Origin of the sequence: Pseudarthrobacter sp. CCNWLW207, from assembly GCF_037203945.1 — a bacterium.
In the GTDB taxonomy this organism is placed as follows: Bacteria; Actinomycetota; Actinomycetes; order Actinomycetales; family Micrococcaceae; genus Arthrobacter.
Window position 1 is genome coordinate 560313 of sequence record NZ_JBBCBS010000001.1, and the last position, 20137, is coordinate 580449.

A 20137-nucleotide genomic window follows, 5' to 3' on the forward strand; every position below is an offset into this window, starting at 1 on the left:
CGGATCCTTAGGGAGAGAGCGCGAAATGGTGTGGATAAGTACTAGCAGCCGGGGCTGACATTCTTAGCCTTCCCACTCTACGAAATCTGTTGCCCGTGCGAAACATCTGCACCCAAAGATCATCCAATCGGCGTACCCTGGTCCTTTTGATTGCCGCCGGAGGCCAGGTAATGCGCGGCCGCCTTCTGCAGTTTCCGTTCCTTGCCGAGTTCCTTGGCCACGGCCTTCAGCATGGACGCCGTCTTCGCCTGTTCGGCGGCAATTCCCTGCTGGAGGGCCGCCTGCCGCTGCACCGAAGACATGGCTGCGGAAAGCTGCAGCTGCTGTTCTGCGAGCAGTTGCTGCGTTTCCAGGATCAACGGCACCATCTTCACGGCAGCTGCCTCCGTTCCGCGTCCGGTGCCGCTTTCGCTGCTGCGCTGCCGCCTCAGCACCTCGACGAACTCACGGTCTATATCGTCCACGTCCGCACCCGGCCCGGGTGCCGCCGTCGTGCCCGCCGCGGCCGAAGGTGCAGCCGGAAGCCAAGCCGCCACGGCTTCCGCACCATCACCCTCCGGACGGACGTCTACCGTGCGGCGGAGCGGCTTCTCCTTGATGAAGAGGACCGCCACCAAGGCGATCACGCCGATAACGGCGGAGATCAGGAAGATTTGTGCCGTGGCGTCACCGTAAGCGGCACGCATGATTTCGCGGACGGGTTCGGGAAGGTCCACAAGATCCATGCTGGCGCCGGCACCGTCGCCCTGCACGGGGATGTTGGCGGCGGCAAGCCCTTCGTTGGCGAGTTGGGTGACGCGGGTGCCCAGTACCGCGCCCAGGACCGATACGCCGATTGCGCCGCCAACGGAGCGGAAAAAGGCAACCGAAGCGCTGGCGGTGCCGATATCCGTGGCCTTGACCGTGTTCTGCACGGCAAGGACCAGGTTCTGCATCACCATGCCCAGCCCTAGGCCCAGGATGGCAGTGTAGACGCCGGTCAGCCACAGCTCGGTGGTGTGGTCCACGGTGCCGGCCAGGCCGAGGCCGGCGATCAGCAGGATGGACCCACCCACGAGGTAGCGCTTCCATTTGCCGGTGCGGCTGATCAGCTGGCCCGACACCACGGAACCGATGAGGTTACCGGCGATCATGGGCAGGGTCAGCAGGCCCGCTTCGGTGGGGGTGGCGCCGCGGGCCACCTGGAAGTACTGGCCCAGGAAGGTTGACGAGCCGAACATGGCCACGCCCACTGCCACCGAGGCGAGGATGGCCAGGGCGGTGGTCCGCTCGGAGATGATCTTGAGCGGAATGATGGGCTGCTCCACCTTGGACTCCACCAGCACCAGCAGCGCGAGCAGCAGGACTCCGCCACCCACCATCAGCCCTGACTGCCAGGACCACCAGTCGTAGTAGTCCGGGTTGCCGGCGAAGGATACCCAGATCAGGAGCAGGCTGACCCCTGACGTGAGGAGGATGGAGCCGAGCCAGTCGATCTTGGCCGGGCGCTTGACGTGCGGGATTTTGAGCGTGACCTGCAGCAGGATGAGGGCGACGACGGCGAGCGGCACGCAGACGAAGAACGTCCAGCGCCAGCCGAGCGGGCTGTCCACGATGAATCCGCCCAGGAGCGGCCCGCCGGCCGTGCCCACGGCCATGACGCCGCCCATGTAGCCGGAGTACTTGCCGCGGTCCCGGGGCGGGATCATGGATCCGATGATGGCCTGGGCCAGCGCTGTCAGCCCGCCCATCGCCACTCCCTGGATCACGCGGGCGGTCAGCAGCAGCGGGATGGTCTCGGACAGCCCGGCCATCACGGAGCCGGCCACGAACACCACGATGCTGAGCTGGACCAACAGCTTCTTGTCGAACAGGTCAGCGAGTTTGCCCCAGATGGGGGTGGTGGCAGCGTTGGCCAGCAGGGCTGCTGTGATGACCCAGGCGAAGTCGGTCTGGGTGCCTTTGAGTTCGGACATGATGGTGGGCAGGGCATTCGCCACGATGGTGCTGCTCAGGATGGCGGTGAAGAAGGCGGCCAGGAGCCCGGTCAGGGCTTCCATGATCTGGCGGTGCGACATCGCCGGTTGCGCTTCCGGACCCGGTGCGGGTGCCAGCGGGGCCGGCGGCTGTTGGGACAGGGTGGACGATGATGCGGGGGCGGCGGCGTGGCTGGCCATAAATCTGCTCCTAGTGGTTAGTTGTACTGGGTCCGGCCGCCTTTGCCCGGGCTGAATGTTTGAGGGATTCGGTGAGTTTCCGAAGGATCTTTGCCGTGTCTTCGGCGTCCTCCTGGCTCCATTCGCGGAGGTAGTCCTGCAGCGCCGCCGTGCGCTGCTCCTCGATATGGCGCAGCTTGCCCGCACCTTCGGAGGTCAGGGCAACCAGCTGGGCCCGTCCGTCGTCGGGATCCTGCCGGCGGGTGACATAGCCCTGTTCCTCCAGCTCGGCGATATGGCGGCTGAGGACCGGGGCGCTGACGCCAAGCCGCTCGGCCAGCCGCGTGGCGCGGGTCTCCCCCTCCCCCACAAACCGGAGTACGCCCTGTAGCGCCACACCGGTTTCCTGTCCGCGAAGGCTGGCCGTGGCGACGCATCGCACCGCACGCTGGAGGTCAAATATTTGGTAGACGAGGTCTGCCGCGGTATCCGGCGCAACTGACATGGGTCTGGACGCTCCTCGATTGTTTGCCTCAGGCAACTATATACCCAAAAGGTTGCTTTAGGAAACTAATCGCGCCGGACGGTCCTTTTAACCACAAAGCGCGAGCTGGCAGCTAATAGCTGCCAGCTCGCGCGGCTGTGGAAGAGGTGCTCAGTAGTCCAGGTGGGTGGGGCCGAACATTTTGAGCAGGGTCTCAACGACGACGACGTTGGGGCCATCAGCGGCGAAACCAGCTTTGAGCGCGTCCCCCACGTCCTCCGGGGCCACCCGGGTGGCCGGCACACCGAAGGCTTCGGCCAGTTTGACGAAGTCCGGGCGCGCCAGCTCGGTGGCGGTGGCCTTGCCGAAGGCACCCACCATGTATTCGCGCAGGATGCCATAGCCGCCGTCGTCCACGATCAGCCACGTGACCGGGATGTTGTGCTGCTTGGCCGTGGCCAGTTCCGAGATGGAGTACATGGACGAACCGTCACCGGATACAGCCAGGACGCGACTTGGCTTGCCCACCGTTTCCAGACCGACAGCGCCGCCGATCGCAGCAGGGAAACCATAGCCGAGGCCGCCGGCGCCCTGGGCGGAGTGGAACTGGCCTTGCCGGGCATCCCAGCAGCTCCAGCCCCAGTATGCGGAGATGGTCATGTCCCAGAAGGTCTGCATATCGGCCGGAACGGCTTCGCGGATGTCCGCCATGAACTTCAGTTCCTTGGCCAGGTCCTGGGACTCCAGCCGGGCCTTGACCTTGGCAAGGGACTCCTTCACCAGGTCCTCGGGCCTGACGCCGTGCCAGTTGCGCGTGGCGTCGACCGGAACAACCAGGGCTTCATCGAGGGCGGCGAGCGCCTGGCCGGCGTCGGCGCGGATGCCCAGGCCGGGACGATTGGACTCGAGCACGCGGGGTTCGGCATCGATCTGGATGATCCGCCCGCGGGGTTCGAAAGTGAAGTAATTGGAGGTGACCTCGCCCAAGGAGGAGCCGATCACGATCAGGACGTCCGCGTCCTCCAGGACGTCGGTCATGTGGCGGTCCTCGATCCAGGACTGCAGCGACAGTTCGTGGTTCCACGGGAATGCCCCGTTACCGCCGGGAGTGCAGATCACCGGTGCCCGCAGCTTTTCGGCAATCGAGAGCAGGGACTTCTCGGCCCGGCCCCGACGCGTCCCGCCGCCTGCGATGATGGCAGGACGTTCCGCCGTCGACAACCACTTCACGGCTTCGCGGACCAGTTCCACGCGCGGCGGGTTGTCCGCAGCCTCCGCGAGGGCGTCCTCCACCGGCGGGACCATGATGGGATCCAGCAGGACGTTCTGCGGGATTTCCAGCCAGACCGGCCCCTGCGGGGAGGAGATGGCCTCGGTCCAGGCATCCTGGATGGCCGACGGGATCCCGGAGGCATGCTGGATCAGCCGCTGGCTCTTGGTGACGTTCGCGGCCGAGGCCTTCTGGTCATCGAGCTGGTGGAGCATGCCCTTGCGGCGGGCACCGAGTCCTTCGAGCGGGATCTGGCTGGCCACCACCACCATTGGCACACCAGTGGCGTAAGCCTCCTGCAGCCCGGCGAGCGAGGTCAGCGCGCCGGGTCCGGTGGAAAGGAACAGCACGCCCACTTCGCCCGTGGCGCGGGAGTAGCCGTCCGCGGCGAAGGCTGAGTTGTTCTCCACGCGCGAGGAGACAAAGTGCAGGTTGCCGCGGCCCATGGCGTCGAACAAGCCCAGTGCATGCTGGCCGGGAATCCCAAAGACTGTTTTGGCGCCCAGGGCTTCTAGGGTTTCGACGACGAGATCCCCGCCGTTGCGCACATCGGTACCCTTCGTGGGGGCTGCTGTGCCGGGATCGAAATCGATCATATTGGCTACTCCTTGATTCCGGCGGGGATGCTGGCCGCGAACCCGGCAGGCTGGCGGACTTCCTGGCCAAGGGCTTGGGCGGCGTAACCGTTGGCTGCCCCGAAGCGGTCACCTTCAACAGCATTGTCCGCCATCAGGGTGATGAGTTCATAGGCCACGTGGCTGGCGGCCACGCCAGTGATTTCGGCGTGGTCATAGGCAGGGGCGACCTCCACGACGTCGGCACCCACCAGGTTCATGCCGCGGAAGCCGCGGATGATCTCCAGGAGTTCGCGGCTGGTGATGCCGCCGGCCTCGGGCGTTCCGGTGCCCGGGGCGTGGGCGGGGTCCAAGACGTCGATGTCCACCGAGATGTAGAGCGGGCGGTTCCCGATCCGGTCACGGACCTTGGCCACAGTTTCCAGGACGCCCTGGTAGTAGACGTCGGCGGAGGTGACAATGCCAAACCCGAAGCGGTGGTCGTCGTCGAGGTCCTTCTTGCCGTAGAGGGGGCCGCGTGTGCCGATGTGGCTGATGGCTTCGGTATCCAGGATGCCTTCTTCAACGGCCCGGCGGAACGGGGTTCCGTGCGTGTATTCGGCGCCGAAATAGGTGTCCCAGGTGTCGAGGTGGGCGTCAAAGTGCAGCATGGCGATGGGTCCGCCGGCGCGCTCGGCCGCTGCCCGGAGCAGCGGAAGGGCGATGGTGTGGTCACCGCCGAGGGTTACCAGTTTGCTGCCGGCCGAGGTGAGGTCCAGGGCGTTCTGCTGGATGGTTTCGATGGCTTCATTGATGTTGAACGGGTTGACCGCCATGTCGCCGGCGTCAGCCACCTGGATGTTTTCGAACGGGCTGACGTCCCACGCGGGGTTGTACGGACGGAGCAGGCGGCTGGCCTCACGGATGTGGTTGGAGCCGAAACGGGCACCCGGGCGGTAGGACACGCCGGAGTCGAAGGGCACGCCCACCACCGTCACGTCAGCCTTCGCCACCTGGTCCAGGCGCGGCAGTCGGGCGTAGGTGGCAGCGCCCGCATAACGCGGGATGCGGGATGAATCGATCGGGCCAAGGTTGCCGTTGGCTTCGATGCGCAGCTCTTTCACAGTGAGCCTCTCCTTCGAGGATTGGTCGGCGGGTGTGACAGCCATCATACCTTGAAGTTTCCTTATGCGCATCAAGTGTTTACAAGCGTTCGTGGGCGCAGGTGTCCCGGGCGCTCCTGCCCAGTTACTGTCCCGGTCCACGGCCGGCGCCCATCTCGCGCCGCGGAATCCCGGGAACATCTCCTGCCAGGAGGCGACGTCGGCGGAAGCAACTGGGCAGGAACGCACAGCAAGGGGCGTGCGTTGCCCACATAGGGCCTGCTTCCTCTGTCAGATCCCGCTCCAGCAGCCTGCAATGGGCTCCATGGATATCTTCGAATACCTTGTACAGGCCGGCGGGGTTGCCCGCACCGCCCAACTCCTCAGCGCCGGATTCTCCAGACGGGACTTAGGGCGCCTGACCGGGCTGGGTGCCACGCAACCCAGGCGGGGAGTTTTCCTCGCACCTAACTGCGACGCGGACCTCGCCGCCGCAATCCACCACAACGGCCGGCTGACCTGCGCCAGCGCAGCCGCACGCCACGGGTTATGGCTCCGGAACCCTCCGTCCCGGCTGCACCTGGCCTGCAACCACGGCCATGGCAAAGGATTCGTCCGGCACCGGACGGTGCGATTCGAGGGCCACCCGGAACTGCCGGTGGCGGCGGTGGAAGACGTGGTCCTGCACGCACTTGGGTGCCTGGCGCCGCCGTCGTCCACTGCCATCGCGACGTCGGCGGTCCGGCTGCACGGCGTACCACTGGAGCTACTCAGGGCCGAGGTACACGGTGACCGCTCGGGGCCCATTCGACGCGCGATGCAGGAGCTTGACCTGCGGGCAGAATCGATAGTGGAAGTCGACGCACAGCATCTCTTTCGGAGCAATGGGATCGATTTCGAGGCCCAGGTGCCGCTGCCCGGCATCGGGCGGGTGGATTTCCTGCTGGACGGTTTCCTGATCGTGGAAATCGACGGATTCGCCTTTCATTCAAAGCGCGCGGACATGCTCAGGGACCGCCACAGGAACAACACCTCAACGGTCAAGGGCTTCGCCGTCCTCCGCTACATGCCCGAACACATCTGGTTCAACCCGGAGCAGGTGGTAGCGGAAATCAGGGCGGTGCTCGATGCCAGGAACGCTCGGCCAGGTAAGGCGAGCGCTCCTTCCCAGTTACTCCGGCCCAGATCGCTTTGCCTGGGCGGCAGCCCGCGCCCGCACAGGGCACGCCCGCGGAAGCCCGGCCACAAACCGGGCAGGAACGCACAACTCCAGCCGAAAAGCGCGCGCTACCGACTGGCGGCGGGGACCAGCACCCAGAGGACCTCAACGGCCTCGCCGGTGGGGTTGATCCAGGTGTGGGGTTCGCGTCCGGGGAACGTGACGGTGTCCCCGGTGCTGAGCTCGTATTCTTCGTTGGTGAGGATCAGCTTGATGCTGCCCTTGATCACGTGCAGCACATCTACGTCGCAGTCCACGGCGTAGAGCTCGGACTCACCGCGGCCATGGGGCTCGATAACAGCCTGGATAATCTGGATCCGCCGCTCCGAGCGGGCCGTCAGCAGCCGCTCCACGATCCCTTCGCCGCCCAGTGAAATTCGGGGCCCGTCGTTGCGCTTGGTCAGGTGGGTTTCGGGAGCGGCGAACAGGTCCCCAATGGAAATGGACAACACCTGGCAGAGGGTCACCAGCGAAGCGACAGAGGGTGATGTGAGGTCCCGCTCCACACGGCTCAGGAAGCCCTTGGTCAGCCCGGTGGCGTCGGCAACCTGCTCGATGGTGAGTCGCTGGGACTGCCGGGCAGCCCGGATACGGGACCCGATGGCAACCGGAACGTTGCTCGGTTCTACTGGCAGTGCCTTCATGTGCAGACCTTTCATGGCCGGCAACCCCGGCCCCATCTCTGGAGCAATCCTAATGGCCACGTACCCATGTGACGCCGCTACGCCACAGCCAGGGGACGTTACGGCGGGCCCTTGACTGTTACCACGGTCACAGCCTACTCTTTTAGGCAACAAGTGTTGTCTCCTATGCAATATTGCAGACAGGCAACATCCGAGGATTCCCCTCATCCCCACCTCGTAAGAGCAGCGGAACACCGGCCTCCCCAGCAGCGCCGCCGGGTTCGAGCCACGCTGCAGATCAGCTCCAAGGAGCCCCAACATGGACGCTAACTTCGTCAACATCGCCATTGTGGTGGTGTACCTCATCGCAATGCTTGCCTTCGGCTGGTGGGGTAAGTCCCGCACCAAGAACAACAGCGACTTCCTCGTGGCCGGCCGCCGGCTCGGCCCGTTCCTCTACACAGGCACTATGGCCGCCGTTGTCCTGGGCGGCGCCTCCACCGTCGGCGGCGTTGGCCTCGGCTACAAGTTCGGCATCTCCGGCATGTGGCTGGTGGTGGCCATCGGCGCCGGCGTGCTGCTGCTGAGCCTCCTCTTCGCCGGTACTATCCAGAAGCTCAAGATCTACACGGTCTCCCAGATGCTCACCCTTCGCTATGGAAGCAAGGCAACGCAGACCTCGGGCATCGTCATGCTGGCGTACACACTGATGCTGTGCGCCACCTCCACCAGCGCTTACGCCACCATCTTCGTGGTCCTCTTCGGCTGGGACCGCTGGCTCGCCATCGCCATCGGCGGAGCGATCGTGCTGGTCTACTCAACCATCGGCGGCATGTGGTCCATCACTCTGGCGGACCAGGTGCAGTTCGTCATCAAAACCGTGGGCATCTTCGCCCTGATGCTTCCCTTCACCCTCAATGCAGCGGGCGGCCTCGACGGCATCCGCAGCCGTGTGGATGAAAGCTTCTTCCAGATGGATGGCATCGGCGTGCAGACCATCATCACCTACTTCGTCGTCTACACCCTGGGCCTGCTGATCGGCCAGGATATCTGGCAGCGCGTGTTCACCGCCAAGACCCCGGGCGTAGCTCGCTGGGGCGGCGCCACCGCCGGCATCTACTGCATCCTCTACGGTGTTGCCGGCGCCCTGATCGGCATGGCTGCCAGCGTGGCCCTGTCCGGGATCGACATTGCGGCGAAGGACGACGTCTACGCCGAGGTTGCCCAGACAATCCTCCCTGTTGGTATCGGCGGACTGGTACTTGCCGCAGCTGTGGCCGCCATGATGTCCACCGCTTCCGGCGCCCTGATCGCCGCTGCCACGGTTGCCCGCGCCGACGTCCTGCCGTTCGTTGCCAGCTGGTTCGGCAAGGACATCAACACCGACGACACCGACAACCCGGAGCACGACGTCAAGGCTAACCGCATGTGGGTCCTCTCGCTCGGCATCGTGGCCATCCTGATCGCCATCATCACCAAGGACGTCGTGGCCGCGCTGACAATCGCCTACGACATCCTCGTGGGCGGGCTCCTGGTCGCCATCCTGGGCGGCCTGGTGTGGAAGCGCGGAACCGGCCTGGCTGCCGCGGCCTCCATGGCGGTGGGTTCGGTTGTCACGCTCGGCACCATGATCGTGCTGGAGGTCAACGCCAAGGCCCCGCTGGACGGCGTCTTCGCCAACGAACCGATCTACTTCGGCCTCATCAGCTCAGCCGTGGTTTACGTGGCGGTCTCGCTGCTCACCAAGCCCACGGACCCGCAGGTCATGCGGAATTGGGCGCGGCGCGTAGCCGGCAAGGAAAACGAAGTTCCTGTCACCGTGACTGCGCCGTAAGGATTTCGACAGGGCTCGAATCACCCCAGGGACAGACTCGAGCAGTACAAAGCACGACGGCGGCGCCTCCTTTCGCTCATCAGCGAACGGGAGGCGCCGCCGTCGTCCGTCCTACTCAGGTTCTGGTTCGCGGAACTCCTCGGGGTCCAGCGGAACCACGCGCTCCTCGGCGTCAATTTCGACCGGAGGGGTCGGAATGACTACGTCTTCAGCGTCCAGGAACTCGTCCTCTGCATCCCAGTCGTTCGCGTCAACCGGCGCATCCTCGGCGTAGTCATAAGCGGGATCTGCTTCTACGGCATCAAGGTGCGGCATGTCCGGGTGCTGTCCGGTGGTGTTCATTGTGCAACCTCCGTTTGTTCGCCACTGACGTGCTCTTTCGGCTGGGCGCTGGCGGGCGCCACACTTTCATCACAGCACCGCCGGTGGCCCCGGTCAAGGGTCCGCAGACAGGAGTGCAAAAGCCATCCGGAGCCGGGGATTTTGAGGGTACCCGAAACCCCGAAGTGAGGTTGGCCAGCCGAAAATCCGCGAAATTCCGCGGTAAGCTGGGCCTTGCAATGGGGCCGAACCATGCCCCATCAAGCTCAGGAGCTTCTGTGTCTCAGCACGCCAATCCCGGCCAACACCGCGCCGCCCGGGATTCTGCCCAGCCCGTTCCCGCGCCCTCGGATTCTGTTCCGTCGGATTCTGCCCAAGCCATTCCCGCGTCCTCCGATTCTGTTCCGTCGAATTCTGCTCCGACTGAACGCCGCCCGGCAGGCCAGCCGACAAATGCCGAGCCCACTCCTGCGGACATCCGGCGCTGGCGCCAATACCTGGCCGATGAACGCGCCGAGGCCGCTGTCTACCGGGACCTCGCGCAGAACCGGCTGGGCGAGGAGCGAGACATCCTTCTCGCCCTTGCAGAAGCCGAAGGCCGGCACGAGGCCCACTGGCTCCGGCTCCTGGGCGATCACGCCGGGAAGTCCCGCCAAGCGTCGCTGCGCAGCCAGCTGCTGGGCTTCCTGGCCCGCCACTTCGGCTCGGTCTTTGTCCTCGCGCTGGCCCAGCGCGCCGAAGGTCGCTCCCCGTACGCCAAGGACCCGTCCGCCACGCCCGCCATGGCCGCCGACGAACAGATCCATGAGGAAGTAGTGCGCGGCCTGGCAACACGGGGCCGCAACCGGCTCGCCGGAACATTCCGCGCCGCCGTGTTCGGAGCCAACGACGGCCTGGTCAGCAATCTATCCTTGGTTATGGGCATGGCAGCGTCCGGCGTGGCAAGCAGCGTAGTACTCCTGAGTGGTATTGCCGGGCTCTTGGCCGGCGCACTGTCGATGGGCGCCGGCGAATTCGTCTCCGTCCGCTCGCAGCGTGAACTCCTCGCGGCCACACGGCCCACCCAGGTCACCCTGGCGGCGGCCCCCAAGCTGGACATCGAACATAACGAGCTGCTGCTCGTGTATCTGGCACGCGGCATGTCCCACGAAGCAGCCGAACACCGCGTGGCCGAACGCATGGGGCTGCTCTCCTGCGACTGCGATCCCAGCCTGTCCCTCCAGCCCGAACTCCCCGAAACTGAAGACCAGCACGAAGCCGTAGGCACCGCCTGGGGCGCATCACTATCCAGCTTCTGCTTCTTTGCCTCCGGTGCCATCGTGCCCATCCTTCCCTTCCTGTTCGGCATGACAGGCGTGGCCGCGCTGGTGGTAGCCGGAGTCCTGGTGGGTGTGGCACTGCTGATGACTGGCGGCGTCGTTGGCCTGCTCTCAGGCACGTCGCCGCTGACTCGCGGGCTGCGGCAGCTGGCCATCGGCCTGGGCGCCGCAGCCGTCACGTATGTGCTTGGCTTGGCCTTCGGCACCGTGGTGGGTTGATGGACAGCGTTCCCCCGGACCGCCCGCACAGCAGCGGGAGGCGTTCTGCGGGGCGTTCCATGCGGAACGCCCTGCTGGGTATTACCGCCGGCACCACGGCACTGGTGGTCGGCGGAGTCTTTTACGGCGGCCCACGTGTTGGTGAACTACTGGATGTTCGGCTCGGGCCCGGAGCCGTTCAGCCGGGCGAATCGGGTGGCGTCCGGCCCGCTGCCGAGGGTCGGCCCGAGGCTCCCCCGCCCGGGCTTGAGGAGGAGGACGCGCCGCTGGGAAGGCCCGAACCGCCCCCGTACGCGAGCAGTTCCTACCAATTCCTGGCCACCAACGACGACGGCACACCGGTGGGATATTCGCCGTGCCGGCCGCTGCACTACGTGGTGAACGCGGACCTGGTCCCGGCCGGCGCGCAGGCCCTTATCCCGGAAGCAATCGACACCATGTCGCGGGCCACCGGGATCCGGTTCATTTACGACGGCGCCACCACCGAAGAGCCTTCTGCCAAGCGCGCTCCGTACCAGCCGGATTCGTACGGTGACCGCTGGGCGCCGCTGCTGGTTTCCTGGACCACTCCCGAGGTGGCTCCCCAGCTCAAGGGTAAAGTGATCGGCACCGGGGGAAGCACCCACTTCAGCTACGAGAACGGTCCCAAGACCTTCGTCACTGGCAGCCTGGAGCTGGACGCCCCGCAGATTGCCGAAGAGCTGGAACAGCCCGACGGGGCGCTGTACGCCACGGCCGTCATCCTGCACGAGCTCAGCCATGTGATGGGACTCGAACACGTGGATGACCACCGGCAGCTGATGTTTCCGGAAATCGGCACCCCGGAAGGCCTTGCCGCGGGCGATCTCAACGGCCTGTACAAACTGGCCGGCGCCCTGTGCCGTAAGGATCTCTAGACCCGGCAATCTCCGCCATCCCCGGACCTGGCGCCGAAGCTACCCGCCGATCACGGCGAGCGCCTCGTCAACTGTGTCGACCAGGAAGATCCGGTCCGCCATGGCCCGCCCGGCTGCCAGCCTCTGGAGCATCGGCCAGGCAGGGTATTCGTGCTGCCAGTAACGGCTGCCCACCAGGACCATCGGCGTCACGGCCTCACGGGCGCTGTAATAGTTCTCGCACGCGTCCTGGAACATTTCCTGGACAGTTCCGGCTGCTCCCGGCAGGAAGATAATGCCGCCGTTGCAGACTTCGAGCAGGATCGCCTCGCGTACGGCGTTGGCGAAGTATTTGGCAATGTGCGTGGCAAAGTAGTTCGGCGGCTCATGCCCGTAGAACCAGGTGGGGATACCCAGCGACGGCGTTCCCGCCGGAAAACGTGCGACGACGGCGGCCGCCGCGCGCACCCACGCTGACACCGAGGGACGGAAGCCAGGGACGGCCCCCAGTGACACCAGGGCCGCCTCGAACTCATCTACGGGGATCCCGCTGAGGTAGGCGCCCAGGTTGGCGGCCTCCATGGCCCCTGGACCGCCTCCGGTGGCTACGAGCTTCCCGCTTCCAGCCAACAGCCGGCCCAACGAGGCAGCCTGCGCGAACTCCGGAGTACCTCGCTGGACATTATGGCCTCCCATCACGCCCACCACGGTCAGCCCGGCTACGGCATCGGAGCGAATCATCTCGTCCAGGGCGTCACCGATGGCGTGGTCGTGCAGGGCCGAAGCCAGGGTGGCGTCCAGGCGGTGCCGCTGCCCGGGCCGGATGCTCCACTGGTAGACGAGGGCGTCGGGCAGTTCTTCATAGGGGGCGTGGTCCAGCCCGGCATAAAGCTCCTGGGGGGTGTAGAGCCTCGCCCGGTAGGGGTCGAAGGGCACACCAACAAGCTTGGGGAAAATCAGCGCGCCACGGCGCCGCAGGCCGTCCTCAACACCCTCGTCAAACGTGCACCCAAGGAAGATAGCGCCTTCCACATCAAGGGTCTCCAGCGCTGCCCTCCGGCCGCGCAGGTCCAAAGACTGGGCGTGCCAGCCGTGCATGGCCACAGCTCCGGCCGCCACCAGCCGGTCGAAGCTGGCAAGACTCTCGACTTCGAGGGTCCGCGGGCTGGGGTGCACGCTGCCGGAGGGGTTCATGCCGGCGGCCTGGTTCGAGACCCCGGCTGTGCCCGGTATCGGTTGTTCATCTCCCCAGCCTAGTCAGGCCTCCACGGCGGGCCGGGACGGCTTCTTTGCCGCCTGCCAACGCCCTGTTATTATCAACAATAAAGGCAGTATGTCCTATCAAGCGGACATAGGCAGGACAAAGGGGAGTTGCTTCGCAGCAACCCTAGCGGCGCGAAGGATGCATCTCAATGGCGAATCAACTAAACCTCAGCATCGACCGCTCTTCGCCGGTGCCCCTCTACCACCAAGTGGTGCAGGGCATCGAGGCCGCCATCCATACGGGCCTGCTTCCGCCCGGCAGCCGGCTGGACAACGAGATCGACCTTGCAGCGCAGCTCAACCTCTCCCGGCCAACCATGCGCAAAGCCATGGATGAGCTGGTGCGCTCCGGCCTGCTGGTGCGTAAGCGCGGCGTAGGTACCCAAGTGGTTTCCAGCCAGGTACGGAGGCCACTGGAACTCTCCAGCCTCTTTGACGATCTAAGCAACAACGGCGCCAAACCCACCACCGACGTACTGACCTTCAGCCATGACGAGGCCGACGACGCTACGCGCGAGGCGCTCCATCTCCCCCCAGGCGCCACGGTGTACCACTTCACCCGGTTGCGGAAAGTGGCCGGGAAACCGCTGGCTCTGATGGAAAACTGGGTCCGCGACGACATCACCCCCCTGACCGAGGAACTCCTGGCCAGCCAGGGCCTGTACTCCGTCCTGCGGAACGGCGGAGTGAATTTCCGGCTCGCCACGCAGCGAATCGGCGCCGTGGTGGCCAACGAGTACCAGGCCACGCAGCTCGACGCGGCTCCAGGCTCGGCCCTGGTCACCATGGAGCGGACCGCCGTGGACGATACAGGCCGCAATGTGGAGACCGGACACCACGTGTACCGGGCGGATTCGTACAGCTTTGAAATGACACTCGTACAGCGATAGCGCAAGGAATACTTATCTATGACTAACTGGGTCTACCCTCTTGGCAGCGCCGCCGACGGCGGTTGGGACGTCTCGCTCGGAACTTCTGATTCACCCCTGGCAGTGGAGGGCTGGGCCCACACAGGGCTGAAAGTCGCGACCCTCGCGGCCGGTGCCGCCCTCAAACTCCCGGCTGCCGGAGAGGAGCGGATAGTGGTTCCGCTCAACGGTTCCTTCACGGTCACGGTCGACGGTGAAGACTATGTGCTGCAGGGGCGCGCTTCCGTGTTCCACGGCCCCAGCGATGTCCTGTATTCGGGAACTGGCCGCGCCGTCACCGTCAGCTCCGACAACGGCGGCAGGTTCGCCGTTGCAACGGCCCCGGCCAAAGCCTCCTATCCCACCCGCCTGGTCACCGGGGCGGAGACACCCGTCGAGCTGCGCGGAGCGGGCAACTGCTCCCGCCAGGTTCACAACTTCGGCACGCCGGCAGCCCTTGAGGCCGACCGGTTTATAGTGTGCGAGGTGCTCACCCCGGCCGGAAACTGGTCTTCCTACCCGCCCCACAAACACGATGAGGAAAAGGACGGCGAGACGAACCTCGAGGAGATCTACTACTTCGAAACGCAGGTGGCCGCCGGTTCCGCGGCGCCTGCCGACGCTGATGCCATCGGTTATCAGCGGGTTTATGCCTCGGACGAGCGGCCCATCGATGTCTCGGCGGAGGTCCGCACGGGCGACGTTGTGCTGGTGCCCTACGGCTGGCACGGCCCCGCGATGGCGGCCCCCGGCTACGACCTGTACTACCTGAACGTGATGGCCGGCCCCGGCCCCGTCCGTGAATGGCTCATCAGTGACGACCCGCATCATGGCTGGGTGCGCCAGAGCTGGGACGGCGTGGACATCGATCCACGGCTGCCTTTCACAGCTTAGGGATCAACAAAATGCCCCTCCGGAACGGATTCCGGAGGGGCATTTTGCATCGCAGCTGCACGCTCACCTGGCTACGCTGATAGCCACTTTCACCGCAACGCCAGTGGCGAGGGACTCCTGGGCAGCGTCCGCCACCCGGGACGCCGCCACCGCGTCCTCCGGTGTGCAGGGGTTGTCCCGCCGGCCCAGGGTGAGTTCCACAAAGGCCGCCATTTCGTCGCGGTAGGCTGCATCGAACCTCTCGGCAAAGGTCCGGTGCGGCTCACCTGCAGGAAATCCAATGCCGGGTTCCGCCGAGGCCAACGCGGTTTTGTCATCCAGCCCCACCATCAGCGACCGCAGGGACCCTTGGATTTCCAGGCGGACATCATGGCCCGCCCCGTTGTAGCGGGTGGCGGAGACTGTACCCACAGTCCCGTCGTCGAACGTCAACAGCGCGAGCGCGGTGTCCACATCCCCCACGGCGCCGATGGCCGGGTCTCCGTTGTTGGAGCCCTTCGCATATACCTCAACGATTTCGCGGCCCGTGAGCCACCGGAGGATATCAAAATCGTGGACCGAGCAGTCCCGGAACAGGCCACCGGAGCTGGCCAGGAATTCCACCGGTGGCGGCGCCATGTCGCACGTGACTGCCCGCAGCGAGTGGATCCAGCCCAGCTCGCCGGCCTGGTAGGCGCGCCGGGCCTCAAGATAGCCGGCATCGAAGCGGCGCTGGTGGCCGATCTGGACCACGCCGTGCCGGTCCTTGATGTAGTCCAGTACCGGGAGCGCATCCGCCACGTTCATGGCCACCGGTTTTTCGCAGAAGACCGGGATTCCGGCGTCTACCCCCGCCTTGATCAGCTCGGGGTGGGTACCCGTCCCGGTGGCCACCACCAGGCCGTCCAGCCCGGAGGCAAGCAGCGCTTCCACTGACGGGAAGAACTCCGCGCCCAGACCGCCCGCGACGTTCCTGGCGTGCTCTGCGGCGACGTCGGTCAGCCGCAGCCGGACGTTGATGCCCTCCGGATTGAGCACCCCGTTCAGTGCGGCGATGTTGTTCGCGTGCATCACACCGATCCGGCCCACTCCCACAAGGCCCAGAACGACGTCTTTCATAGTTTTTCCTCCGAATAAACGTTGAAGGCGGCCCGGAACGCGTCCAGGGCCGCGTCGCTGTCGCTCTGCGCCCAGGCTTCCATGCCCACCGTGCCGTCATAACCGACCTCGGCGAGCGCCCTGGCGACGGCCGCGTAGTTGATTTCCCCTGTCCCGGGTTCGCAGCGCCCCGGGACGTCGGCCACCTGGATCTCGCCGATGAAGGGCAGGGCCGTCCGCACGAGCTCAATGAGGTTCCCCTCCCCGAGTTGCGCGTGGTAAAGGTCCAGCATCAGCTTGGCGTGGGGGTGCCCGGCGGCCTCAACGAGTGCCAGCGTGTCCTTGGCGCGTGCCAGCGGGATGCCGGGGTGGTCAAGGATGGTGTTGAGGTTCTCTAGGCAGAACGTCACGCCGTATTTTTCGCCCAGCTTGCCGAGGCGTTCCAGGGTCCGGGCACCGGTGCTCCACATCCGGCCGGTGGAACGGTATGCAGGGCGGGCCGCGTGGCCGTCGATGAGTTCTGCCGGGTGCACCACCATGCGGCCGACGCCGAGTTCCAGGGCGGTGGGGATCAGCGATTCCGCCGTCCGCACCACGTCATCGGCAGTGTCGGGGTCCACCACGCTGCCGGAGGTGTACCCCGTCATGGAGGAAAACACGGCGCCGGTGGCCTTGAGCGCGCTGATGTCCTTGGTCCGCGAATCCCACAGCTCCACATCGAAGCCGGACTCGTGGATCCGGCGGACGCGTTCCACAAACGGAAGGTCCGTAAAGACCATCTCAGCGCAGACTGCAAGGCGCATCAGACGGCCGCCGTCTGGTCGACCGAGACCGGGGCGCCGCTCTTGACCGATTCGATGCACGCCAGTGCCATGGCCAGCGCACGGCGGGCATCTGCGCCACCCGGGGTGACCGTAGAGCCGGACGACGAGGGCGGCATGCCGTCGAGCCGGGCACGCACCGCATCGGCGAAGTCGGCGAGTTCGTCCGTGTAGGCCTGGCGGAAAAGCTCAACATTGAGCCTCGGAGTGTCCGCGGAGAGTCCCTCCGCCGTGTAGCGCCGGGCCGCTGTTTCCGTGACGCGGCCGGCCTGGACCATGCCCTTGGAGCCGAAGACCTCGCCGCGGATGTCGTACCCATACAGCGCGCTGAAGTTTGCCTCGGCGACGGCCACCGCACCGTTGCTGTAGCGGATGGTCACCACTGCTGTGTCCAGGAAACCCGCGTCGCGCAGGTCAGGCTCTACGAGCGCGTCCGCCACGGCGTAGACCTCCACGGGCTCGGCACCTTCGTTGAACCAGTTGAGGGTGTCGAAGTCGTGGATGAGTGTTTCCAGGAAGATGGTCCAGGCCGGGACCTTGGCAGCGTTGGGGATGCTTCCGTTCCCTGGATCGCGGGTAAGTGAGCGCAGGAGCTGCGGTGTTCCGGCGATGCCGGCGACCAGATCCTTCTTGGCGGCCCGAAAGTCATCCGCGTACCGCCGGTTGAAGCCCACCTGGAAGTGCACGCCGGCTTCTTCCACGGCTGCGAGGGCGGCGTCGAGCTCATCGAGCCCCTGACCGGCCGGTTTCTCGCAGAAGACGTGCTTTCCGGCGGCAGCGGCCTGGGCGATCAGTGACGAGTGGAAGCGTGCGGGACTGGCGATCACCACAGCATGGATCTCCGGGTCCGCCAGGATGTCTGCTGCGTTGGCCGTCACCTGTGTGGTGCCCAGCGCGCGGGCGAGGGTCTGCGCGGATTCCAGATTAGGGTCCGCAATGGCCGCCAGGACGGCGCCGGGGACGCGGCGGGCGATGCTTTCGGCATGGAATGCCCCCATCCAGCCGGAACCGATGAGTCCGATCCGTACGGGTGCCTGGACTGGAGCGGGGTTGTGGGTGAGATAGGCCATGGCTGGTCCTTTCGCTGGTCATAACGTGGGGGTGGATCAGTGCCGGAGGGTGTTTCCGGAGTGAGTGGTCTCGCCGGGGATCACGGCGACGCCGCAATGCCAGCTTCGCCGGGGAACACCACGCCAAGCTGCCGGCGGATCTCGTCGGCCACTTCCAGGGTGCGGATAGAGGCTGCGAGGGTCCGCTGGCCGGATTGCGTGCTGCCTGCGGCAATGGCGCGCGCCACCGCCGCCGCCTCATAGTGCAGGCCTTCGAAGTGGCCGCCGGAGGGTTCGTCGTGGCGCAAGCGTGTTCCGTCAGGGAAACGGACCTCAAAGCCGCCGGGCATATTGAACGGCCCCTCGATGGTCAGGGTGGCCTCGGAACCGACCACAATGGCGGCCGTGGGCGTGAAATTGTGCACGTGTGTGTTCACCACGGCTTGGGCGCCGCCGTCGAATTCCATGACGGCAGACAGCTGGGCATTAACCCCGGATTCGTGGGGTTGCCCGACGGCGAGCAGCCGCTGTGGGCTGCCAAGCACCTCCGTGACAAGCGCCAGCGGGTAGGTGCCCAGGTCAAGCAGCGGGCCGCCGGCCAGTTCCGGACTGAAGATGCGGTGCGTGCGGTCGAAGTGCTCGCCGTACTCCGCGACGACCGTGGTGATGGTACCCAGCGTCCCGGCGTCGAGAATCTGCCTGATCACATCGAACTTCGGCAGGAAGAAGGTCCACATCGCCTCGGCGGCGAATACTCCGGCCGCCTCTGCCCGGGCGGCGATGTCCCGCGCCTGGTCTGCGTTGAGCCCGATCGGCTTTTCGATCAGGACGTGCTTGCCGGCGTCGATAGCCAGCGCAGCGGCCGCGTGGTGGCCCGTGTGCGGTGTGCAGACGTAAACGATGTCGATGTCCGGGGCGGCGGCCAGTTCCTCATAGCTGCCGTATGCCGCAGCCACGTCGTACGTTTCCGCGAAGGCCTTGGCGCGGCTCAGCGAACGGGATCCGACGGCCGCGATCACCTGCCCGGTGTTCGTCTGGATGGATTCGGTGAAGCGTTCGGCAATCCAGCCCGGGCCCATGATGCCCCACCGCAGTACGGGGGCATCCCGGGATCCGGGCACCCGGGACTGCGGGAGGGTTGCAGCGCTCATGCATAGCTCACTTTCGTAGATGCGCCGTCGCTTTGCAGCGACTGGATCATGGCTTGGGCAACAACAGAGGCGTTGAGTCCGTCCTGCGCGCCGGCGAGGGTGGGCTTCTCTCCTGCGGCGAGCGCGGAAATCCAGGCCTGCAGCTGCAGCCGGTACGCGTCGGCGAACCTGGGGCGCCAGTCCGCTGGGATCTGCGCCTGCCTGGTTCCCTGCTGCTCAAAGCCCAGCAGCGCCGAATTCTGCAGGGCAGTGGTGCCACGCTCGGAAACGACCTCGCAGCGGGTGGCGTAGCCGTACTGCGCATTCAGGTACAGCTCCAGGGTGGTGAGGGTCCCATCAGCGGTGCGGAGCGTCATGAACGCGGGATCCCGCAGTCCGGCCGCGGCGTTTCGAGTACTTTTTCCGGCCTGCCACGACACTTCCGTGATGGGAGAGTCCAGCAGCCAGGGGATGATGTCCAGCTCGTGGATGGCTGAATTGGTGATGGCCGATTCTGAGGTTGCACCGGGAGCCGCAGAGGCATTACGGCTGATGCAATGGACCATCAGGGGCTCGCCCTGCACCCGGTCCTGCACGGCCTGCCGCAGTGCGACGTAGCCCGGGTCGAAGCGCCGCATGAAGCCCAGCGAGAGCAGGGACGCTCCCGTTGCAGCAACCATGTCGGCATCGGCGGCCACCACCTCCAGGCTTTCCAGGACAGTAGGGGCCAGCGGCTTTTCGCACAGGACCGGCGTCATCGCTTCGAAGCACTGCAGGACCAGTCCGGCGTGCGTGGCATCGTGCGAGGCAACCACGACGGCGTCCACGTCGCTGGAGTTGATCAGCTCGGCAGGGTCAGTGGTGATGCGTGCGGACGGCGGCGCTGCCGCGGCGGCTCGGTCGGCGTCGAGATCTGCCACAAAGGTGACTTCGGCACCCCCGATGGTGGTAGAGAGGTTCCTGATGTGGTCCGCGCCCATGATTCCGGCGCCGATGACGCCTACCCGGATCGGCATGGTGTTCCCTTCGTGTGTGTTCG

General features: G+C 65.8%; 18 protein-coding genes and 1 pseudogene. 6 read left to right on the plus strand and 13 right to left on the minus strand.

Annotated elements, in window-relative coordinates; all coding sequences use genetic code 11:
- Nucleotides 1–119: 119 nt before the first annotated feature.
- The 5 genes from V9L17_RS02490 to V9L17_RS02510 all read right to left on the minus strand — a co-directional run bounded on the left by V9L17_RS02490 (nt 120) and on the right by V9L17_RS02510 (nt 6534).
- Nucleotides 120–2156, minus strand: a complete 2037-nt coding sequence (locus V9L17_RS02490) for an MDR family MFS transporter (RefSeq protein ID WP_443197997.1) — start codon at nt 2154–2156, stop codon at nt 120–122.
- 10 nt (nt 2157–2166) lie between these two features.
- A complete protein-coding gene (locus V9L17_RS02495; protein ID WP_337350341.1) occupies nt 2167–2640 on the minus strand; it encodes a MarR family winged helix-turn-helix transcriptional regulator in 474 nt (157 codons plus the stop codon).
- A 150-nt stretch (nt 2641–2790) separates the two neighbouring features.
- On the minus strand, nt 2791–4485 hold the full coding sequence (locus tag V9L17_RS02500) for a thiamine pyrophosphate-binding protein (RefSeq protein ID WP_337350342.1): 1695 nt from the start codon (nt 4483–4485) through the stop codon (nt 2791–2793).
- A 5-nt stretch (nt 4486–4490) separates the two neighbouring features.
- A complete protein-coding gene (speB, locus tag V9L17_RS02505; RefSeq protein ID WP_337350343.1) occupies nt 4491–5567 on the minus strand; it encodes an agmatinase in 1077 nt (358 codons plus the stop codon).
- A 745-nt stretch (nt 5568–6312) separates the two neighbouring features.
- Entirely contained in the window at nt 6313–6534 is a 222-nt protein-coding gene (locus V9L17_RS02510) for a hypothetical protein (protein ID WP_337350431.1), read from the minus strand.
- Here V9L17_RS02510 and V9L17_RS02515 point away from each other — a divergent pair.
- A pseudogene (locus tag V9L17_RS02515) lies at nt 6478–6612 on the plus strand (hypothetical protein); the annotation flags it as partial. The gene V9L17_RS02510 and the pseudogene V9L17_RS02515 sit on opposite strands and share 57 nt — an antisense overlap.
- 221 nt (nt 6613–6833) lie before the next feature.
- Here V9L17_RS02515 and V9L17_RS02520 read toward each other — a convergent pair.
- Nucleotides 6834–7409, minus strand: coding sequence for a helix-turn-helix domain-containing protein (locus V9L17_RS02520; RefSeq protein WP_337346393.1), 576 nt, complete (start codon nt 7407–7409; stop codon nt 6834–6836).
- 298 nt (nt 7410–7707) lie between these two features.
- On the opposite strand from V9L17_RS02520, the gene V9L17_RS02525 reads away from it, so the two are divergent.
- The gene (locus V9L17_RS02525; protein ID WP_337346392.1) at nt 7708–9222 is read left to right on the plus strand and encodes a sodium:solute symporter; all 1515 of its coding nucleotides are present in this window, start codon (nt 7708–7710) and stop codon (nt 9220–9222) included.
- A gap of 111 nt (nt 9223–9333) precedes the next feature.
- Here V9L17_RS02525 and V9L17_RS02530 read toward each other — a convergent pair whose 3' ends face one another.
- Nucleotides 9334–9564, minus strand: a complete 231-nt coding sequence (locus V9L17_RS02530) for a hypothetical protein (protein ID WP_337350344.1) — start codon at nt 9562–9564, stop codon at nt 9334–9336.
- Nucleotides 9565–9821: 257 nt separating this feature from the next.
- Here V9L17_RS02530 and V9L17_RS02535 point away from each other — a divergent pair, with 257 nt between their 5' ends.
- Together V9L17_RS02535 and V9L17_RS02540 are read left to right on the plus strand one after the other, a co-directional pair.
- Nucleotides 9822–11081, plus strand: coding sequence for a VIT1/CCC1 transporter family protein (locus V9L17_RS02535; protein ID WP_337350345.1), 1260 nt, complete (start codon nt 9822–9824; stop codon nt 11079–11081).
- The gene (locus V9L17_RS02540) at nt 11081–11977 is read left to right on the plus strand and encodes a matrixin family metalloprotease (protein ID WP_337350346.1); all 897 of its coding nucleotides are present in this window, start codon (nt 11081–11083) and stop codon (nt 11975–11977) included. Before V9L17_RS02535 ends, V9L17_RS02540 begins: the two co-directional genes overlap by 1 nt.
- 39 nt (nt 11978–12016) lie before the next feature.
- Here V9L17_RS02540 and V9L17_RS02545 read toward each other — a convergent pair whose 3' ends face one another.
- Nucleotides 12017–13150, minus strand: coding sequence for an LOG family protein (locus V9L17_RS02545; RefSeq protein WP_337350347.1), 1134 nt, complete (start codon nt 13148–13150; stop codon nt 12017–12019).
- Nucleotides 13151–13368: 218 nt separating this feature from the next.
- Between V9L17_RS02545 and V9L17_RS02550 the strand changes: the two genes are divergently transcribed.
- Together V9L17_RS02550 and iolB are read left to right on the plus strand one after the other, a co-directional pair.
- On the plus strand, nt 13369–14109 hold the full coding sequence (locus V9L17_RS02550; RefSeq protein WP_337346388.1) for a GntR family transcriptional regulator: 741 nt from the start codon (nt 13369–13371) through the stop codon (nt 14107–14109).
- Nucleotides 14110–14127: 18 nt separating this feature from the next.
- The gene (iolB, locus tag V9L17_RS02555; protein ID WP_337346387.1) at nt 14128–15021 is read left to right on the plus strand and encodes a 5-deoxy-glucuronate isomerase; all 894 of its coding nucleotides are present in this window, start codon (nt 14128–14130) and stop codon (nt 15019–15021) included.
- Nucleotides 15022–15084: 63 nt separating this feature from the next.
- Here iolB and V9L17_RS02560 read toward each other — a convergent pair whose 3' ends face one another.
- From V9L17_RS02560 to V9L17_RS02580, 5 genes are all read right to left on the minus strand, one after another.
- Nucleotides 15085–16119, minus strand: coding sequence for a Gfo/Idh/MocA family protein (locus tag V9L17_RS02560; protein ID WP_337350348.1), 1035 nt, complete (start codon nt 16117–16119; stop codon nt 15085–15087).
- Nucleotides 16116–16901 (minus strand): TIM barrel protein, encoded by a 786-nt coding sequence (locus V9L17_RS02565; protein ID WP_337350349.1) that lies wholly within the window; start codon nt 16899–16901, stop codon nt 16116–16118. Before V9L17_RS02565 ends, V9L17_RS02560 begins: the two co-directional genes overlap by 4 nt.
- A complete protein-coding gene (locus V9L17_RS02570; protein WP_337350350.1) occupies nt 16901–17989 on the minus strand; it encodes a Gfo/Idh/MocA family oxidoreductase in 1089 nt (362 codons plus the stop codon). The genes V9L17_RS02565 and V9L17_RS02570 overlap by 1 nt, the downstream gene beginning before the upstream one ends.
- An 80-nt stretch (nt 17990–18069) precedes the next feature.
- Complete coding sequence (locus tag V9L17_RS02575; protein WP_337350351.1) at nt 18070–19119, minus strand: Gfo/Idh/MocA family protein; 1050 nt, start codon at nt 19117–19119, stop codon at nt 18070–18072.
- Nucleotides 19116–20114: a Gfo/Idh/MocA family oxidoreductase gene (locus V9L17_RS02580; RefSeq protein ID WP_337350352.1), complete on the minus strand. Its 999-nt coding sequence runs from the start codon at nt 20112–20114 to the stop codon at nt 19116–19118. Before V9L17_RS02580 ends, V9L17_RS02575 begins: the two co-directional genes overlap by 4 nt.
- Nucleotides 20115–20137: the final 23 nt, after the last annotated feature.

Excerpts from the sequence above, each read along its gene's own strand:
- V9L17_RS02495 (WP_337350341.1), bottom strand. The coding sequence starts at position 2,640 with ATGTCAGTTGCGCCGGATACCGCGGCAGACCTCGTCTACCAAATATTT.
- V9L17_RS02510 (WP_337350431.1), bottom strand. The coding sequence starts at position 6,534 with ATGAAAGGCGAATCCGTCGATTTCCACGATCAGGAAACCGTCCAGCAG.
- V9L17_RS02530 (WP_337350344.1), bottom strand. The coding sequence starts at position 9,564 with ATGAACACCACCGGACAGCACCCGGACATGCCGCACCTTGATGCCGTA.
- V9L17_RS02565 (WP_337350349.1), bottom strand. The coding sequence starts at position 16,901 with ATGCGCCTTGCAGTCTGCGCTGAGATGGTCTTTACGGACCTTCCGTTT.
- V9L17_RS02575 (WP_337350351.1), bottom strand. The coding sequence starts at position 19,119 with ATGAGCGCTGCAACCCTCCCGCAGTCCCGGGTGCCCGGATCCCGGGAT.
- V9L17_RS02545 (WP_337350347.1), bottom strand. The coding sequence starts at position 13,150 with ATGAACCCCTCCGGCAGCGTGCACCCCAGCCCGCGGACCCTCGAAGTC.
- V9L17_RS02525 (WP_337346392.1), top strand. The coding sequence starts at position 7,708 with ATGGACGCTAACTTCGTCAACATCGCCATTGTGGTGGTGTACCTCATC.
- V9L17_RS02540 (WP_337350346.1), top strand. The coding sequence starts at position 11,081 with ATGGACAGCGTTCCCCCGGACCGCCCGCACAGCAGCGGGAGGCGTTCT.
- V9L17_RS02580 (WP_337350352.1), bottom strand. The coding sequence starts at position 20,114 with ATGCCGATCCGGGTAGGCGTCATCGGCGCCGGAATCATGGGCGCGGAC.
- iolB (WP_337346387.1), top strand. The coding sequence starts at position 14,128 with ATGACTAACTGGGTCTACCCTCTTGGCAGCGCCGCCGACGGCGGTTGG.
- V9L17_RS02500 (WP_337350342.1), bottom strand. The coding sequence starts at position 4,485 with ATGATCGATTTCGATCCCGGCACAGCAGCCCCCACGAAGGGTACCGAT.
- V9L17_RS02520 (WP_337346393.1), bottom strand. The coding sequence starts at position 7,409 with ATGAAGGCACTGCCAGTAGAACCGAGCAACGTTCCGGTTGCCATCGGG.
- V9L17_RS02560 (WP_337350348.1), bottom strand. The coding sequence starts at position 16,119 with ATGAAAGACGTCGTTCTGGGCCTTGTGGGAGTGGGCCGGATCGGTGTG.
- V9L17_RS02550 (WP_337346388.1), top strand. The coding sequence starts at position 13,369 with ATGGCGAATCAACTAAACCTCAGCATCGACCGCTCTTCGCCGGTGCCC.
- V9L17_RS02490 (WP_443197997.1), bottom strand. The coding sequence starts at position 2,156 with ATGGCCAGCCACGCCGCCGCCCCCGCATCATCGTCCACCCTGTCCCAA.
- V9L17_RS02570 (WP_337350350.1), bottom strand. The coding sequence starts at position 17,989 with ATGGCCTATCTCACCCACAACCCCGCTCCAGTCCAGGCACCCGTACGG.